General features: G+C 58.7%; 14 protein-coding genes, 1 tRNA gene and 1 pseudogene. 4 read left to right on the top strand and 12 right to left on the bottom strand.

Annotated elements, in window-relative coordinates:
* Positions 1-541: 541 nt before the first annotated feature.
* Positions 542-895, top strand: a pseudogene (locus J0I42_RS18960) (integrase core domain-containing protein); the annotation flags it as partial.
* A gap of 344 nt (positions 896-1239) precedes the next feature.
* Here J0I42_RS18960 and J0I42_RS18955 read toward each other — a convergent pair.
* From J0I42_RS18955 to J0I42_RS18945, 3 genes are read right to left on the bottom strand one after another with little or no spacing between them, the layout of a single operon-like run.
* Positions 1240-4068 (bottom strand): site-specific DNA-methyltransferase, encoded by a 2829-nt coding sequence (locus tag J0I42_RS18955; protein WP_291657071.1) that lies wholly within the window; start codon positions 4066-4068, stop codon positions 1240-1242.
* Positions 4068-5279, bottom strand: coding sequence for a DUF6236 family protein (locus tag J0I42_RS18950; protein WP_291657069.1), 1212 nt, complete (start codon positions 5277-5279; stop codon positions 4068-4070). The genes J0I42_RS18955 and J0I42_RS18950 overlap by 1 nt, the downstream gene beginning before the upstream one ends.
* 9 nt (positions 5280-5288) lie before the next feature.
* Positions 5289-8297, bottom strand: coding sequence for a BPTD_3080 family restriction endonuclease (locus tag J0I42_RS18945; protein ID WP_291657067.1), 3009 nt, complete (start codon positions 8295-8297; stop codon positions 5289-5291).
* A gap of 864 nt (positions 8298-9161) precedes the next feature.
* On the opposite strand from J0I42_RS18945, the gene J0I42_RS18940 reads away from it, so the two are divergent.
* Positions 9162-9731 (top strand): recombinase family protein, encoded by a 570-nt coding sequence (locus J0I42_RS18940; protein WP_291657065.1) that lies wholly within the window; start codon positions 9162-9164, stop codon positions 9729-9731.
* A gap of 291 nt (positions 9732-10022) precedes the next feature.
* On the opposite strand, the gene J0I42_RS18935 is transcribed toward J0I42_RS18940, so the two are convergent.
* From J0I42_RS18935 to J0I42_RS18900, 9 genes are all read right to left on the bottom strand, one after another.
* Complete coding sequence (locus J0I42_RS18935; RefSeq protein ID WP_291657063.1) at positions 10023-10346, bottom strand: hypothetical protein; 324 nt, start codon at positions 10344-10346, stop codon at positions 10023-10025.
* Between the two features lie 63 nt (positions 10347-10409).
* Positions 10410-10832, bottom strand: coding sequence for a hypothetical protein (locus J0I42_RS18930; RefSeq protein WP_291657060.1), 423 nt, complete (start codon positions 10830-10832; stop codon positions 10410-10412).
* Between the two features lie 219 nt (positions 10833-11051).
* On the bottom strand, positions 11052-12653 hold the full coding sequence (locus tag J0I42_RS18925) for a hypothetical protein (RefSeq protein WP_291657058.1): 1602 nt from the start codon (positions 12651-12653) through the stop codon (positions 11052-11054).
* A 13-nt stretch (positions 12654-12666) separates the two neighbouring features.
* Complete coding sequence (locus tag J0I42_RS18920) at positions 12667-12978, bottom strand: hypothetical protein (protein WP_291657056.1); 312 nt, start codon at positions 12976-12978, stop codon at positions 12667-12669.
* Positions 12975-13322 carry a hypothetical protein gene (locus tag J0I42_RS18915; RefSeq protein WP_291657055.1) on the bottom strand — a complete coding sequence of 116 codons (348 nt, stop codon included), beginning with the start codon at positions 13320-13322 and terminating at the stop codon, positions 12975-12977. The genes J0I42_RS18920 and J0I42_RS18915 overlap by 4 nt, the downstream gene beginning before the upstream one ends.
* 19 nt (positions 13323-13341) lie before the next feature.
* A complete protein-coding gene (locus J0I42_RS24045; RefSeq protein ID WP_366509849.1) occupies positions 13342-13533 on the bottom strand; it encodes a helix-turn-helix transcriptional regulator in 192 nt (63 codons plus the stop codon).
* Between the two features lie 483 nt (positions 13534-14016).
* Positions 14017-15027 (bottom strand): tyrosine-type recombinase/integrase, encoded by a 1011-nt coding sequence (locus tag J0I42_RS18910; RefSeq protein WP_291657053.1) that lies wholly within the window; start codon positions 15025-15027, stop codon positions 14017-14019.
* Positions 15028-15143: 116 nt separating this feature from the next.
* A tRNA-Leu gene (locus J0I42_RS18905) sits at positions 15144-15228 on the bottom strand.
* A gap of 125 nt (positions 15229-15353) precedes the next feature.
* On the bottom strand, positions 15354-15623 hold the full coding sequence (locus tag J0I42_RS18900; RefSeq protein ID WP_291657051.1) for a FliM/FliN family flagellar motor switch protein: 270 nt from the start codon (positions 15621-15623) through the stop codon (positions 15354-15356).
* A 139-nt stretch (positions 15624-15762) separates the two neighbouring features.
* Here J0I42_RS18900 and lipB point away from each other — a divergent pair, with 139 nt between their 5' ends.
* Both lipB and J0I42_RS18890 read left to right on the top strand, forming a co-directional pair.
* Positions 15763-16467, top strand: a complete 705-nt coding sequence (gene lipB, locus J0I42_RS18895; protein WP_291657049.1) for a lipoyl(octanoyl) transferase LipB — start codon at positions 15763-15765, stop codon at positions 16465-16467.
* Positions 16468-16567: 100 nt separating this feature from the next.
* Entirely contained in the window at positions 16568-16735 is a 168-nt protein-coding gene (locus J0I42_RS18890; RefSeq protein ID WP_291657047.1) for a hypothetical protein, read from the top strand.
* Positions 16736-16781: the final 46 nt, after the last annotated feature.

Here is a 16781-nt window from a genome sequence, read left to right as displayed (position 1 = left end):
ATGGTCGCCATTGGATTCAGCACAGGGGCCAGAAAATGTGGGCGGCTGCTCAAGCGCGATTAAATACTAGATGGCGCCGAGTGGCATTCGTATTTTGGCTGCTGCTCGTTGCAGGGGGCGTGTACTTTCTTGCTGTCGCTTGCTGGTCTGCTTACGATATGTGGCGACTGCGCGCGCCGTTTATCCCAGACTGCAAAACTCTGCTGACGAAGAGCCCGTTCTTCGGAGATGGGGTTAAATCGTTAGCGCCGCATACGTTCCAGGATTGGGTGAACTGCACGAACTACCAAGCCTATTGGGCTGCATCTTTGGAAGCAGAGATGTCGGGTCGAGAAGCCGTACGATTTGCAATCTGGTCTCTGGCGCTGGGGTTTTTGATCTTCACCCACCGTTGGTCGAATCGGCTTCACTCATTTTGGAGCTGGATCAACATGAAGACACCGTCATCCTGAAACGCAGAGTGATCGAAGAGTAAGCAGCGATACTGAGGTTGGATGGCCGCCGAGTGGTCCGGCGGATGCGGCAGTGTGAGCAGACCGGCGTCGTCACGCTGGAACGCGTCTGCGCGAGACTGGGCTATCCGAAGACGATCCGGGTCGATCAGGGTTCCGAGTTCGTCAGCCGCGATCTCGACCTGTGGGCCTATGCCAAGGGCGTCACGCTCGACTTCTCGCGGCCGGGCAAGCCCACCGACAATGCTTTCATCGAGGCGTTCAACGGGCGCTTTCGCTGCGAATGCCTGAACACCCACTGGTTCCTGACACTTGCGGACGCGGCCGAAAAGATGGAGGTTTGGCTCAGATATTATAACGAGGATCGGCCGCACGGGGCCATCGGCAACAAGCCCCCGATCCTGCTGCAGAATCCCGGCGGAGCACCCAGCCCACCGTCGTGATCGAAGGCCGGAAACTCTACCTTCCGGCTGTCCAGCAAATGGTCTCGGATCACCTAACCCAGAACTCTCCCTCAGGTCAGAGGAGAAAAGGGTCTCAGGTCAGCCACTACCAATCTGCCGACAGGTGAGGCACTTGCCTTCGATGGCTTTGTGTCGCAGCCATAAAATCGTTCAGGCCAAGCTTGGCGAATGTTGTCCGTCGTGGGCTCATGCTTGCGGCCGCCGTCGACCTAGGTCTTCTTATCCCCCGTTCGTTCGGCATCTGCGCGCAGATATCACCCCAGCGATACTTTTGGCTTCGCCGCTCATTGCACTCCATACTTCGATTGCTTCAGTTGTATCGGCTATACCACGAACACCTTTTGCACTTCGTCGCCGAAATGGTTGATTACCTTCACGCAAATGCTCCCCCTCGCGGGTCGCGCAAATGGGCGTGAAATGGTGGAATTCATGTCCTCCCATGCCGTCTCATCGATCTCAGCTTTCAATGCCCGCTTGAGGCCCTCGTATGGACTATCGCCAACAAAATAAGCTTGCCGCACGAAGAAGTTGTCTTCGTCGTAATCATCGTCGATGAACCATGCCGCCACGTCGTTGCGGATGTCGGAGAATTGGTCCGCAGTTAGTTCGGGATCCGCGGCCATTGCGGCCTTGATCTCAGCGACAGGCCGCGAGGATCGCACCTGTCCGGTGGTCGGATCGAAAATGTCCATGCCCCGGATTTCGACTTGCACCATGTCGCCGTCCAGTTTGCGGGTCACGATGTCGGGCTCGCCAAACACGACAAAGAGATTACCCGCGCCCGTCGCCTTGAGCTTGTCCCCCATGCGCAAGTCTTGATTCATGCGGGCCTTGAGCACGGTGATGGGGAAATCGAGCCGCGTGTCATCCACCTCAGGGGCAAAAGCGAATCCGCAGATGATCAGAGCGTCGAAGAAGGCATTGCGCGCCTCTTTGACGGCGCGCTGCACGAGATCGAAGCCCACTGTGTCATATTCCGGGCCGATGCAGATGCCGGCACGGCGCACCTCGCCGTTTTCGAGGTACTGCCCCTCGAATGGCACAAGGCCCGAGCGCGAGACGCGAGGCTTCAGCCAATCGAATTTTAGCGTTTCACCTTTCTTGGTATTCTGCACGCCCGAGGCGAGCAGGTTCTCATAGACGATTTGCGCGAAGTCCGTCGGCGGCACCGCTTCCTGCATTGGCTCCGGTTCGACGTCCGCCCCATCGTCGGCACCAAGCATCTCGGCAAGGAACGGGTCCTCGCCCAAGGGCAGCACACGATGCGGCGAGAGGCTTTCCACCGTGAACGGCCCGGCGACGCGCACGACGCCCTTCGCGGGGATTGGCTGGTCATAGAGGTATTCGACATCGGCGTTTCGGGCGATGGAGGCGTCCATCTCGGCTTGGCGCTCACGGCGAAGGCGCCACCATTCGACATGGGCCTCGCGCGCGGCGGCAGGCCACTTGGTATCCGCCTCGCGCGGGACTTGCCACTCCTCCCATGCGTCCTTGCGCCCGAGCGCGCTATTTAACGCGCTGCGGAACGGCTCCATCCGGGTCTGAAACTTCTCCCAGATAACGTCGATTTCTAAATTACTCGCTATTGATTTCAACGTGACATGCGGCACTCGCTTGTAGACAAAGCCTTGCCGAATATCGTCGATGAAAGGCCCCTCGGCTGGCGGCCTGCCAGTTAGTTTCGCCTCTTCCGCCGCGCCGGTCTTACTGTCCTTGAGATGATAAAAGTCGAACTTCGCGCCCATCAGCCGGGCACGGGCCAGCGTCAGCGCAACCCGGCTTGTGTCGATAGTGATCCAGCGTCGTCCCCATTGCTCCGCTACAAAGGCCGTAGTGCCGGAACCGCACGTAGGATCCATTACGAGATCGCCAGGCCTGGTAGTCATTAACAGGCAGCGTTCAATAACTTTGGGGGTTGTCTGTACGACGTATACCTTTCCAGACGCGCCACCAACGTCATTCCAATATGACCCAAGAGACATTACTGGGTAGTCGTCCCAAAAATACCGAAGTCGTACTTGCTTATCTTGCTTAACAATACGACCCGCCCGCGCCACTCTTTCTAGCTCTGGGACTGTCACGCCCCAATGACGCCCCGCTCCCGGATGAAATTTCTGATTTTCATGATTGAAATCTACCGTTGTAGTCTCACGATAGCCGTCCGATGTGAGGGGGTACGCGCCAAAATCATCTCGGTCTAAAGTGTTTTTCTTCAAATCATCAGGCGACGGCTTGCCATCTCTTTCGAGAAAAATTGATTTGTAGTATGATTTCGCATGCTCTTTATTGCGCGCATACCAAATTATGATGTCATGATTTGATTGAATAAAATCCCCGCTTTGGCTACCTGTCTTTTGGATCGAAATTTCTGAAATATAGTTTTCTTGCCTGAATACCTCGTCACAAATTGAACGAACGAGATGAGAATTCTCTACTCCAATTTGAACAAAAAAACTTCCTGATTCAGTCAGCAGCTCTCGACATGCCTGAACTCGATCACGGAGATAACTCAGGTATGAGTGTATTCCATCATTCCAAGTATCTCGAAATGCGCGCACTACCTCAGGCTCTCGACTGACGCTAGCGCTCTTTCCTTCGTCCACCTTCCGGTTTTTCGTCGAGGGCTGCCAATTGGAGTTGAACTTGATCCCGTAGGGCGGGTCGAAATAGATGCATTGAACCTTGCCCCGCAGCTTTTCGCGCTCAGCAAGGCTGCCCATGACAAGCAGGCTGTCCCCCAGGATCATCCGGTTAGACCACTTGCCCTCGTCATGGTAGTAGCTTTCAGTCGCGTCCTCCTTCCAGCTTTCGGGCAGGCCGTTGAAGTCATGGAAGAAGTCGATTTGCGGGGCTGCATCGTTTCGCCGCGCTTTGGACTGTTTGCGCAAATTCTCGATCAGCGCGCGCGGATGGATTTTCTCCTGAATGAAGACCGGCGGCGCAGCCACTTCCAAATCGCCAGCGTCCTCCGCATCCTTCCCGCGCCAAACGAGTTGCGGGTCAAGGTCAGGGTTGCGCGGATAGCGCAGCACCTTCACCGCTTTGTCGTCGTCCGGCACGAGGCCCTGATTTTCCGCCGTCGGAATGTTGTAGCGCTTCGCGCCGCCATGGGCGAAGTGATCGACATCGGTGGGCTTGGGAGATTTGGCCATCAGAAATCACGCACTGAGAATTTGCGCTCGACATCGAGCAAATACGTAAAGGGCGATGCGCGGCGAGCCTTGTTCCGCGCGAGGTGGGTCTTCACGGCTACGTCCGTGACTGAAATTGCCGCGCCTGCCGCTAGGAGCGTCGTGCCAGTCAGCCCTGTGAAATATGCCAGCGCTCCGCCGGCAGGGACGGAGACCGTGACGGCACGCTGGACGCCCTCCCACACGGCCTGGATCGAGTTGTCCGTCAGTTCGTCCTTCAGCGCCTCCAACTTGGGGCGAATGCGTGTCTGGTAGACCTGTTTCGCTCTTTCTTTGAGTTCCTTGCTGTTTTCGCAGGCGACGATCTTGGCAGACAATTCTTCGAAATGTCCGGATAGTTCCGCAAGTTGGACCTTGCGAGCGCGCCGAAACGCCAGAAGCTTGTCGACGCGCGTCTCCGGATCGACGCGAAGCGCCTCCATGACGAATGAAATAAGCGCTCCCTTCTTATCCGACTGCGATGAAGGCTTTACGTCATCCAATAAGGTGTGGAGGTTCACGCCCATCGAAGGCTCTTCATTGGTCAGCGCCGCTAGCTCTGTTTCCTTCGACAGCAGTGCGGCGAGGGCGGCCATATAGACTTCTGCGAACCGGTCATCGACCAACAGCCATTCGCCATCGTTGTTGAATCGCCGATCAACACGACGCGTCATATGCTCCAGCTGCCGAGACATCTTATTCGGGTGCATCGCGACAAACTGGATTTCGTCCAGCAAATCACGCAGTTCGGGATCAATTTTTTCGGCATGTATGTGAGATAATCCGGCCCGCATGGCGAGCGCTCGGAGGGCTGGCGTTAGTTTCTCAGGATGCAAGTTGGCGTATCGAAACTGATCGCGAATTCCCATGCCGATCTTGTCAGCGTGCATCAGCGCGAAGCGATTGGGGTCGCGCGTCATGCGATCGGCCTCCAAGTCCGCTTGAAAAAAGCCCCGATTCACAAGACCAACAACGCGCTTGCCGAGGACATCAAGTAACTCTGGATGTAAGTCGCAACGCAGCGGTTCAATGAAGCCTTCGCGCCATAGAATGTTGGTGTCGGAATTCCGATAGGGTTGCGCAATCGCGCGTGGCGCGATGGTTTTGATCTCGTCCCAAAACAATACTGCCGAGCGGAGCCATTCGCCGTCGTCGATGTCTATGTGTGGATAATATAATGCCGAGCCGAGCATCGTTGCGCCTCATGCTGCCATGCGCGTGCGCACGAAAGCGCGGATGCGCGCTTCGACGTCGTATGGAATGTCCTTGAATTCGAGGAAGTCCCAGCGTCCGTGAACCTTGGCGTTATTCACGGCGGGAATCCAGAGCTTCGCCATCGTGTCGGCCTTGGCCGCGTCCCGCCCGTCGCGAAGGCCCTTGATCTCAACCACAAGGTTCAGCGGCTCGGGCGCGCCGTCGTCCACCCGCACGATGTAGTCCGGCCGGTAGCGCCGCGTTTCGCCCTGATGCTCGTAAGGCACCTCGAAGCCGAGATTGTGATTTTTCACATAGGCGATGACCTCAGGGATGGCCGCGAGTTGCGTCGCAAAGCCCGCCTCCCAGTCCTGATCAGCCACGATGAAGTTTAGGTGGCATTTTCCGTCCCGCGTATCGAACAGCGTCGTCTTGGACGTGTTGAAGTCGATATTCTGGGAGAAGCCTTCAGGATTGTACGGGTTCAGAATCGGCAACTTAAGCCCGTGCTCTTCCGATCCGTCGGGTGGCGCGGGGATGGAAGCTGCGAGCGCGCGGTGGATTTTCTCAACCGCCATGATCGCAAGCGAGCGCCATTTCAAAAATTCGGGCCGGAAGCCGCCGATGGGTTTCAAGTACTGGGCGAACCAGTTTTCCGTGATACGGACCAACTCGGGATAGCGCCAGACTTCGAGGTTGCCGTCAGCGTCGCGGAACTTTTCCCGCAACAGGAAACCCGCCACGTCGAAGATGACAGACTTCAGCCGCAGCTTATCAGCGTGCTCGCGCAAATCGAGTGTGAAGCCTTCGCCAATGAATGGCTCCACCTCCGTTCGCATGGGAATGTTGTCCGGCGACAGCACAAGTGCACTATCCTTCGTGAAGACGGCTTTCAACGGCTTGCGCGGAAAGACAATGCGATAGCCCTCGACATTCGGGAAGCGGATCGCCCATTGAACTCGATCATCCATCGCACGTACACGGGTGACGCGCGGCGGTGCTTTTGGCGCGACGTTCGCGCCTTGTTGGGCGAAGGTGAAGGGCACGCCCAGGACATCGCAGTACTCGACCGGGAAGTGACCCGTGGCTGGGTCCACCTCATAGGACACACGGCGAAGCCCGCGCCCCACTACCTGCTCGCAAAGAAGCTGCGTGCCAAATGCGCGCACACCCATGATGTGTGTGACGGTGTTCGCGTCCCACCCTTCGGTCAGCATCGAAACGGATACGACGCAGCGAATGTCAGCACCGAGCTTGCCGGGTCTGCCGACCGTGTTCATTGCCTCGCGAAGAATGTCCGCGTCCGTCAGTTTCTCTAGGTCGCGGCCGTCGCCGCGTCGGCGCAAATCGTTTTTGAAGTCTTCAATCTCACGCGCCGCGATCTTGCGAAAATCGTCGGAAAGCGCGTCGCCGCTATCCAGCTGTTCACTGTCGATCAGCAGTGTTCGCCTTCGACCGATCTCTCGGCCATTGTCGTCGATATTGGAGAACAGGCGAAGCGCGCCCGGTACCTTGCGGGATTGCTTCGCTTCGCCTTCGCCTTCCGTCACCTCATAGCCCGCGATCCAGTCATGGACGAGTTTCGAGGTGGCAGTGTTGTTGCAAACGACGATGAATACCGGCGGCCGGCCAAGCTCGGGCTCCCGCTTCCAGGCCGCGAAGGTCTTTTCATAGTGACGATAGAGGGCGTCAATTGCCGAAAGAAGCAGGCTATCGAGCTTCTGCGGGTCCATTAGCGCCTTGGCCTGTTTGCCGCGCCCCTTCTTTGGTAAGCTCGTCTTCACATGCTCATAGACGTTCCTGAATTTCGGCAAATCGCCTTGGATGGAGTCGTCCAGCACTGGCAAACGCGGCACCTTGACAATGCCGCTCTCGATGGCGTCCAGCAGTCCAAAATCCGACACCACCCACGGGAACAGGGTTCCTTCTGGATAGCCCGAGCCGCGCAGGAAGAAAGGCGTGGCTGACACGTCATAGACTGCGCGGACACCGATCTTGCGGTCAAATGCCTCGACACCGCCGATCCATACGCGCGCGGCCTTTTCATTCTGTTCGGCTTCCCGACGGTCTTCCGCCGAAAGGACCTCTTCATCCCCGCCGACTTTGTGGCGGTAGCAATGATGGGCTTCATCATTGAGGACGATGACGCCCTTGCGACCCATGAGCTCGGGCGCAACGCGCGCGATCATCTGGCCTTCGGTTTCCGTAAACTTTTTCTCGCCGTCGCGTCCGCCGAGGATTCGCCGGTTGAGTTTCGAAACCTGCTCGGTTTCGCGCAGCATGAAGGCGTGATAGTTGGTAATCACAACCCGCGCCTTACGAACGCCGTCCATCATGTCCGTCGGGACGATGTTCAGGGCCTCATAAAGATTGTCCGGCGCTTCAGGCATCAGAACGCGCAAACGCTCGCGGATAGTGATGCCCGGGGCGATAATGAGGAAGGCGTTCGAAAAGAGCTTTGAGCCGGAACGGCGCGCCTTATTCACAGCGTGCCACGCGATGATCATCGCCATCACGGTTGTCTTTCCGGAACCGGTGGCCATTTTCGAAGCAAGCCGATAGAGACCCGGATTGGCCTCGGCGTTGGCGTCTTCGATCTGCCTCTTGAATCGGCCCGGCGCGACTTCGGTAAGATAGATCAGCGTCTCAACTGCCTCTCGCTGACAGAAGAAGAGCTTTCGCGTCCGATCCTCATCGCGCCAATGCAGGAGCAATCGCTGCGTCTCCGGCGTTACCCCCCATTGGCTGGGAGGCAACGCGCGCCATTGATCCACGTGCGTTCGGATTTCATTGACGAGTGCATTCGTCGTGACTCGCGATCCGCCCGTGGTATCGTCCAGCGCCAGCGAACCTTGAAGGTTAGACCGTCGGCGACTCGCGGCGACCGGCACGACCTGAACGCTCTCACGACGTCCCGCCAGCTTGGCGCCGGTCGGCTGGCCGTCATTGTCGAGTTCGAAATGCCAATTCGGCTTGTCGAACGGCGAGGTGATGATCGGATTATCAGCAAAACCCATACGGCGGTGCCCCTCAGCGCCGCTCCAGCGGAATCGCAGCTGGAAGAAAGATTAGCACACGGTTTGGTGAGCGCGGAAGACGACGTTGATGCTTAGGGACGTTGACCATGTTCGACAACGCAATGCCAAGTCCGCTCTTAAACGAAATCACAGCTTCCACTCGAGGCGCGATGCGCTTCAACCACGGAAACGGCTAGGGACGATCAGCGGCTTCGGCGACGTTTGAAAGTGCAGAGCAATTCCGCGTGACCAGCGCCGAGGTCGAGCCATATCCTCGAAAAATCCGCTCTGCGGCAGAAGGTCGTAGTAGGCGCGAGAGGCGGGGCGGCATCGGCGAAAGCCGGGTATGCCGGATTGAAAAAAGAGGGGGGTGGGGTTCGCTTTTTGTGACGACCCTGCGCCGCGAGTTCCCGGCAAAGAGCGAACGACGATCCTAACGCTGCCAGGGCCGTTCCCGGCTCCGCTGACGCTTCTATACTTTCCGGCCCAGACGGTATGGCCTGTCCGGCCACCGGACGATATGGCTCGAACGCGTGGCGTGGCCGTGGGGGGCGGTTCCGGCGTAATTAACCCGCACCACGTTTCTCCGCATTGACGCCGTCGCGCGCCACCGGACCGGCGCCGTATTGATGCCCCGTTTCCCGATCGTGGTCCGTCATCAATGCCGGTGGATATGGCTCCGCTGTCGAGAATGTGAGGTCATTTTCAACCCTTCTCCTCATCGCCCCGCGCAGCAGTATCAATTGGGCAAGCCCTAGTGATACGATAAAAGTCGCACCCTCGTAGTATCATAAGAATGGCACTTGCTATTTTGAGACTGTTGTATCACTGATTCCTTAACTTTGTGAGCCGATGGAGCCAGTGATGACGGGCCAAACGGTGGGCTATGCCCGCACCTCGACGACCGACCAGAAGGCCGGACTGGAGGCGCAGTTGCGCGACCTGCGGGCGGCGGGCTGCGCGAAACTATTCCATGAGGAGCTTTCCGCCGTTGCGACGAAGCGGCCGGAGTTGGACCGAGCGCTGGAGTATCTGCGAGAGGGTGATACGCTTATCGTGACCAAGCCGGACCGGCTGGCGCGATCTACTTCCGACCTTCTGCAGATCGCCAAAGACCTGGAGGCCAACGGTGTCACGCTTCGTATTTTGTCGATGAACGTGGACACGGGCACGCCTACCGGGAAACTGATGCTAACCGTCCTCGGCGGCATTGCCGCCTTTGAGCGGGACCTGATGCTCGAACGTCAGCGCGAGGGCATCGCTAAGGCGAAGGCGGAGGGGAAGTACAAGGGGCGATCGCCGACTGCGCGGGCGAAGGCGGACGAGGTGATGGCGTTGCGGGCGAGTGGGGAAAGCGGAGATGCCATCGCCGGGAAGCTAGGGATCGGGCGGGCGAGCGTGTTTCGGATATTGAGACGAGGCGCGACGTCCTGAAGGCAAGCGCTTCGGTCTTCTGCTCGTTATTTGACTATTGCCCAAATGACTAGGCCGACAACGACCACAGCGGCAATCAAAGAAATAACTAAATCGCGACGAGTTTTGATCTCGACTTCAGGGTCTGATTTCCCTCTCTCAGGGGGAATTAGGCGTACTGCTAGAAACATCAGCGCCGTTGCGGCGAACAAGGGCAGTACAGCAAATAGTAGCTTCAAAACGCCGCCCTCGATTAATGGTCGATATTCAGTCTAATTATAAAGAAACAATCCGAATCTTTGGATGATCGATTTATTCGAAATATTTATCCCAGCCAAGCATAGGCCGATATATCTCATCAAAAGGACCATTCATCGGCAACGAGCGCTGATGGTGCTTTCTCAAATCCTGATTGATATCAAGGGCGATTTTGAGATCGGCAGCATCAATCTTGGCATCCTCGTCAACGGATAGCGCAATGAGGCGATTCTGTTCCTCATGAGCTTCCATGCGCGCGCCATTCGCGCTGTCGCCGGTTGCTAGATAGAAGCCTGCAAGCACCTTGGACGCAGCGCTATTCTGGAACAATAATTTCTTCTGCTCTTTGATCTGCTTATCTTTGAGCCATCCGAACATTCGTACCCTCTAATCCTGAAACGAGCCTGATAAGCGTTGATTCAGCAGCTTGTACCAGTCATCTTATGTCCGCAAGCTGCTTAGCCTCGCCCGCTGCAACCTTGCCGCCAGCCCATTGCCCTCGACGTGTTCAGCGAGCGATTCAACGTTAGGTGTGGTCCACCGCCCTTCGGCCCGCGCGGCTAATCGTTCCCGCGCCGCAGCCATCCGCTCGGCCAGCGCGACATCATGCTTGGCCTGCCCTTCGCCGGGCACGACTCGACGGGCCTCAACTTTGCGGACCAGCTGAAGCGCCCTGATCTTCAGATCGAAGTCCGCGTTCTCAGCGACCCCCATCAGGAAAGAGCGGGCGAGTTCGAAAACGGCCGGCGGAGCCTCAAACTCGATAATCGCGCGGGCGGCTTCGATGCGCTGGCCTATTGTCAGGCTGGGATTGGTCATTAGGTCGAGCAGGGCGCCTATAGCCGGGCTGACTTCCTCGTTCATATTCGTTCCTCTGCTGGTGATGCTGGGGATAGCCGGGGATCAATTTTCGGCCATCGCATGCGCCATAAACAATTGATTTTATTGAAATTTTATAGAATTGCTGGGGATGCTGGTGATATAAACCCACAATAAATTTTGGTGCGAAGGGAAAGGGCGCCGAACGCTTTTGGAAACATCACCAGCAACACCAGCAACCCCAGCAGCCATACCCGGCTCACGCTACGCGCGGTCGATCCACCATTCCTTCGTTCCCAGCCGATTGCTTCGGTTCCTCAACCGGTGGCCGCCGATCACGCGGTTAGCTGCCTTCCGCAGAGCGTGGCCCAGGCTCAATGGGGTTAGCGGCTTTGGGGCAACCGCCTCGGCGAACGCGTCCTGTAATCTGGCCCACTCGCCATCCCGCCCAGCGGGCGCATCGCCGAGCATCTCGTTGAGTGTCCGGGCATTGTCCTCGCCCACTCCGCACGCCTCAGCCATCGCCGCGAAGACGACGCCCAGGCTCTGCAGGCCAGTGTCGTCCCTCATCGCATTGGCCTGCGTCGCTGCTGGATCGACTTGCCCCAGCCACACCAGCGGGCCGCGCACGAACCGACCCCAGTCCTCGAAACCGTTCAGCGGCTCGAGGTCCACTGGCTCTCCCGCCGCGAGGTACGCCCGGACGATTGTCAGCGCCGCTGCGATGTAGCGTCCGCGGTTCCGGCCGATCTCGTCCAGCGGCCTCCCCTCGAACGCCCTCTCCCAAGGCCGCTCCATTCCAGCGTCGAGCCGACAAAGGACAACTCGCCGGCCAAGGTCATCGGCGACTCGCACGCCGTTCCCGTTGACCGTGAGCACGGACCGACACTCAAGTTCCACCATGTCCCGGCCGTACGGCAGCAGCGCCTTCACCTTCGTCTGCGTGACCAACTGGGCGAGCAAATCGCTTTTGAGCTCCCCGTTGAAATTGTCGAGGGACACGATGGGATCGCCGCTCGCGACGCTCAGCGCGATCTGCCTTTCCCATTTTTCGACCTCCGATCGCGCGGCGACTACCGAGCAGCGCTGCCCGGTCGCTATCACGTTCGCAATATCCACGAGGAAGGATTTGCCCGAGCCCTTCTCTGGCGCCTGAATCACAGTCAGGGGGATATGCCCCAAGGCTCCGCGCACCACGGTTGCGAGGATGAGCGCCAACGCGACGGATTGATCCGCTTCATCTCGGAATGGGAATTCTCGAAGCAGACCCTTCAACGCAACAAGCGCCGCCTCCGCGTCCGCTCGGCTTGGCCGGTCGGGAATGGCTGGCAACCTCGGCACGTCTACGAGAAGCAGCCGAGTCGCCGCGTCATACCCCTCGCGCAGCAGCACCGTTCCATCAGGTCTGAGCGTCGGCGCCATGAAGAGCCCTTCGACCTCGGGCACGACGCCCAGCTTCCACGCAAGCTCGGGCATCATATTGTAGACGGGTGGCGGAACCGGGATGGCTTTTCCATTCCGTCCCCGCCAGTCCGTCAATTGGCTTAGTTCATCTCGCAGGTTTTCCTTCATCGCCTCGTCCGCGAAGCGTTTCACGATGAGCGGCTTCCGCTCCCAGTCCTTAGATGCAACTTCTCGCAGCCAGACGAGGCGGCCGAGTCGGAGATAAAGCGGCAGTCCAGCCTCCAACAGAACCTCGGCAGCTTTCCGAATCGCTAAATCGGGCCGCGTCTCGTTGAACTCCAGTGCAGGGCGATTGGTTGGCGATGAGGCCGTTGCCTGGGGGACGAGCCAATCCCGCTCCTTGACCGGCCCCGTCTCTTTAAGGAGCCGGTCCCGTGCTTCTTCGAGAGAAAATACCTTCATCCGCAACCGCCTCTCAGTTCGCCCCACCTCGCTGCCGCATTTCCGCCTCCGCCAATCGGGCTAGCTCGGCAACACGCTGCTCGACCTCCGCGATCCGGCGGGCGGCGTCAGCGGCGAGGGCGGTCCGACCTTCCCGTTCATGCTGGGCATGGAGCATGCGTAATGCGGCTAGCCCTCGGCTTAGCCGAAACAGCGCGTCAGGCTCCTGCGTCAGCGCCTCGATATTTTGCTCAATCACGCCGAGCCCATGGAGGCAGTCGGCGTAGTCGCCGAGGCGAAACGCTGTGTCGATCTCGGCAAGAAGGCATCTCAAAGACTCCATCATGCACCATCTGGCTTGATGGCGGGCCGATAGAGAATATCAGCAGGGCTTGAGCCGCCTGCAGCTTCGTGTTGCTCGCCGCGACCGAAACTCCCCGCGTAACTGGTATCGGCGAACATCTGCAGTACGCCAAGTTCGCGCTCCGTCATCGGAGATTTAAAGCGAATGTAGTGCGAAATTACTTCACGGTGATCTTCCAGACCTTTCTCTCTGATAACAGCCTGCTCTCTCGCCGACTCCTCCGGGAACCGGCGCTTCACGAACGCGAGATTGTCCCGCGCCTTGTCCAATTCGGCCTGAGTGAAATTCTGGATGGAGGAGCTTCGATATTTGTCCTGCCTATTCATAGTGTAATCCCCTCTATAACTAAGCCGCGACGCTCTTTGATGCGCGTTCCGCCATCCAATTTTGGATTTGCTCGGAATCCCACACGGAGACCCGTGGGCTAAGCTTGATTGGCTTTGGAAAACGACCATTTCGTATCAAGTCGTAAAGCGTCGATGTTGCCGAGATTCCAATCATTTGCTTTACTTCGGGAAGTCTGATGAATGTTTTCATGAATTTCCCATTCGATTTTATGTCGCGGGAATGCATTTTTCCGCCGCAATCGGTGTCATGGTCGAACGATGGTGGCCAATAGTTGCATTTACTGCACCAATAGTCAACAATCGGTTGCAGTAGAGTCGCCGCGTATACTTTTATTAGCTGAGTATCGTTCGCAGAGAAGTCGAGTCGGGTAATACGGATTGTCTGAATCTACTGAGACCGGAAATTTGCAATCTGCTCCTGCAAGACCGCGAACTCGCTCCGGAGTCGACTGTGCTGATTTTGAGGTGCAGCAGCTGTGCAGAATTGACTCGAATGAAAATTGTTCGCGTGAGAGTCGAGAGTGCTGAGCGGATCAGATCCGGGATCCGCTCACGCGATTATCTTGGAGTCAGAGCGGCGGCGGCACCGGCCGAGATGGGTATGGCTTGTCCGGTCAATGGACGACCCATACCCTCTGCTTCAACATCGAGTTGCTTTGCGAGTTTTTCAAACTCACCGGGACGGAGCGCTGTCCAGCTTCGCTCGCAGCGAGTGCGCATTCGCGTGCGCATATCGCATCAGCTGTGACATTGTACGATGTCCGCTGACCGAAGCTACCTCTGGAACGGTTAGACCTAACTCGAAGAGCCGCGAGATCGCTTCGTGTCGGAGGTCGTGGAAATGGAGGTCCTCCAGCTCCGCCCGACTCGTCGCGCAGTCCCAGGCCTCTCGGAGGGCTGCAGGGGCGATGGGAAACAATCTGTCGCCTGTGCCGGGCAGAGTCAGAGCAATAGCCTCCTGAACCGCCTGGATCGCTGCGGAGGTAAGGGGGATACTCCGCGAGTGGCCGTTCTTAGCCTCGCGGATAATGGCGGTCTTCCGCGGGAGATCGACGTCTCTCAGTCGAAGTGCGAGTATTTCGCCCCTACGCATCGCGGTCGCGAGTGCTAACCTGACAATCGGCGCGAGAAGCGGGTTCCGAGTTTTAGCGAGTGACGCCGTCAGCTTCTCGTACTCCCCGTCCTGCAGTCTCCGCTCCCGCATATTATCTCGGGCCTTCAAAGTGAGCCCGTTGAGCGGATTGCTTGCCAAGGGGATGTCCCATTCCATCCGGGCGACCTTGAACATGTTACGGACCGGCGTGAGTTGCCGCTTAAGCGACGCGGGCGAAATCTCTCGCAGGCGCTGATCGCGATAGGCGGCGAAATCGGCGGTGGTCAGGTCGGAGAGACGCTTCTTGCAAATCGGATGCCGGAGGAAGGCGTTGAGGATGTACCGCTCCACGGTCTCCGCCTTCTTCATCGGGAGCACCTCGTCTCGGTATCGCTCCACCAGCTTGGCTAAAGTGATTCTCTCTAGCTCTTTCCGATCCGCTCCCAATTCGCCTCTATCGGCCTTGCGCTCCTGCAGCGTTGCCCATTCCTTGGCATCGCTGAAAGCGGCGAATGTGCGGGTTAGGGCAGGGGCATCCTTACGGCGAATGCGGACCTGGAATTTATCGCGATGCTTGCGGATGGTGGCCATGATTTTCCTCAGTGGCGCCAGTGTGGGACCAAGCAGGAGAAATCATCAGAGTCCGAGGGCAGGAATCGAAAAGGCCCGAGCTGCTAAGTCATAGCTAACTCGGGCCTTTTTGAATTTGGTGCGGTCGAGAGGACTCGAACCTCCACGGGTCTCCCCGCTACCACCTCAAGGTAGTGCGTCTACCAATTCCGCCACGACCGCAGCTCGGTTCCGGTTGCGGGCGGTGCAACCAGGGAGCGGCGCCGATCTAGCAAATCGAATCCGCCGCCACAAGAGCGTCATGAAGGAAAAACGCAGAAGCGCGATTTTTCCCCAGATCGGCCGGTTCAGGCGGCCTCGGCGACGGTCTGCAGGGTGTAGATCGTCGGCCGCTTGAGCATCTGGGTGATCTCGACGGAGATTCGCGCGCCGCTGACCACGACGATTCCCTTGGCGAAGGGGTGGTTGTTCGCGAGAATCTGGACCTCGTCGGTCTCGCTGGTGTTCAGCTCGATGATGGCGCCGCGGCCGAGGCGCAGCAGCTTGTAGATCGGCATCTGGGTCTGGCCGAGCACCACCGTGAGTTCCACCGGGACGAGATCGAGATCGGCCTTCACGTTCTGTCTCCGGAACCCTACTTCAGAATTCGTCCAGCGAAACTTGCCTGCCTGCCGGTTTTGGGCGCAAGAGGCGTTACGAGGGCCGTGCCGGGTGTCGTCGCCAGCCCGGAAACTTTGAACGGAACATGGTTAAGCCATGGTGAAGATGCGTGAGGAACTGGCCGTCTCCTTCCTGCCGGAAGGGGTGTCCGAGCCGGTCGAATGGGTCGTGAGTGAAGGGCTCGTCGGCTACGACGAGGCCGTCGCCGAGATGGAGGCCCGTGCCGGGCTGATCGCCGACGGGCTGGCGCGCGAGCGCGTCTGGCTGGTCGAGCATCCGCCGCTCTACACCGCCGGCACCTCGGCCCGCGACGAGGATCTGATCGCTCCCGAACGATTCCCGGTGTTCCGCTCCGGGCGGGGCGGGCAGTTCACCTATCACGGCCCCGGCCAGCGCGTGGCTTATGTCATGCTCGACCTGAAGCGGCGCCAGCCGGACCTGCGCCGCTTCGTTGCCGCGCTGGAAGGCTGGCTGATCGGCGCACTCGATGATTTCAATGTCCGCGGCGAACGGCGTGAGGACCGCGTTGGCGTCTGGGTGCGTCGGCCGGACAAGGGCGCCGGCATCGAGGACAAGATCGCGGCGATCGGCATCCGCGTGCGGCGCTGGGTCTCGTTCCACGGCATCTCGCTGAATGTCGAGCCGGATCTGTCGCATTTCGATGGCATCGTGCCCTGTGGCGTCAGCCAGCACGGCGTGACCTCGCTGGTCGATCTCGGCTTGCCGGTGACGATGCCGGAGGTCGATTCGGTGCTCCGGGAAGCGTTCGAGCGGGTATTCGGACCAACCGTTCAGGTCTGATTTACCATCCGTTAGCCATGGCGCCGCCATCTTCGCCCTCGGGGTTGGGGTGAAGATGGGGACGACAATGCGAAGTGTTTTTTGGGCGGGGAGCCTCGCCATGCTGCTTGCGGCCTGCAACACGACCGACCAGCGTATCGCAGGAGCAGCCGCCGGCGCGGGAGCCGGCGCGCTCGTCGGTGGACCGATCGGAGCCATTGCCGGTGGCGCGATCGGGGCCGTGGCCGCGCCGTCCGTGACCGGCTCGATCAACAAGATGAAGGAATGAGTCGCTCCAGCGGCGCGGATTTGCATGGCCGCGTCCATGCGTCCGC

Source organism: Allobosea sp. (assembly GCF_017308015.1).
In the GTDB taxonomy this organism is placed as follows: Bacteria; Pseudomonadota; Alphaproteobacteria; order Rhizobiales; family Beijerinckiaceae; genus Allobosea.
Note: the sequence above shows the minus strand (reverse complement) of the source record. Positions and strands in the feature narration are given on the sequence as shown.